Annotated in this window: 1 pseudogene; it reads left to right on the forward strand. The window is 63.2% G+C overall.

Annotation, left to right across the window (positions count from 1 at the left end):
- Positions 1-82 precede the first annotated feature (82 nt).
- Positions 83-1,221: pseudogene (locus AWC19_RS01165) on the forward strand (IS3 family transposase).
- Positions 1,222-1,250 lie beyond the last annotated feature (29 nt).

The raw sequence follows: 1,250 nt of genomic DNA on the forward strand, positions 1-1,250 counted from the left end.
GGTGAGGTGAGCCCGTCTTAGTGGTCCAGTCGTTGTGGGAATCTGTTGCCCGAGTGTTCGGGCAGGAAGAATCGACGACGACATGGCATCGAACAAGCGCCGGCGGCATACGCCGGATCAAATCATCCGCAAGCTCGCTGAGGGCAACAAGCTGCTTGCGTCGGGCCAGGAGCTGGCCGAGGTGTGTCGGCATCTGGAGATCGCGGAATCGACGTGGCATCGCTGGTTGTCCCAGTACGGCGGCATGAAGGCCAACGACGCCAAGCGGCTCAAGGAACTCGAGGCCGAAAACGTTCGGCTCAAGAAACTGGTCGCCAATCAGGCTCTGGACATCGACATGCTCAAGGAGATTTCGGCGGGAAACTTCTGACCCCGAACCGCAAGCGCAGTGCCGTTACGGTGCTGCGTGAGCGGTTCGGGGTGTCCGAACGCCGCGCCTGTGCAGGTGTTGGTCTGCACCGCTCCACGATGCGCCTCACACCGCCGCCGATGAGCACCGAGGAGGCCGAGCTACGTGCCTGGCTGCGCCGGTTCTCCACCGACCGACCGCGCTGGGGGTGGCGGCGGGCAGCCAAGATGGCCCGCCGAGCGGGCTGGAAGGTCAACAACAAGCGCATCCGCCGGTTATGGCGCGACGAGGGCCTCCGTGTCCCGCAGCGCCGCAAGAAGAAGCGGCTGACTGGTATCGGCGTCGCCGTGGGGGCGATGTCACCGATCCGGCCGAACGTCATCTAGGCGATGGACTTCCAGTTCGACACCACCGCCGACGGTCGCACCCTCAAGATGTTGAACGTCATTGATGAGTTCACCCGCGAAGCCCTGGCGATCGAGGTCGGCCGATCGATCGACGCCGACGGCGTGGTCGATGTCTTGGATCGGCTGGCCCTCACACACGGGGCGCCGCACTACGTACGCTTCGACAACGGTCCTGAGTTCGTCGCCCACGCAGTGAGTGATTGGTGCCGATTCAACAGTGCCGGTTCACTTTTCATCGATCCCGGCTCGCCGTGGCAGAACGCTTTCATCGAGTCGTTCAATGGCAGGCTACGTGATGAACTGCTCAACTCGTGGTGCTTCGACTCCCTGCGCGAGGCCCGCGTGATCATCGAGGACTGGCGATATGACTACAACGCCAACCGGCCCCACTCCGCCCACGGCGAACTCACCCCAGCCGAGTTCGCTCTACAGTGGACCACGACCCACCAACCCCAAGTCGCATAGTGACTGGACCACCAAACGGGTCCCCATCA

Origin of the sequence: Mycobacterium palustre, assembly GCF_002101785.1 — a bacterium.
Taxonomy (GTDB): Bacteria; Actinomycetota; Actinomycetes; order Mycobacteriales; family Mycobacteriaceae; genus Mycobacterium; species Mycobacterium palustre.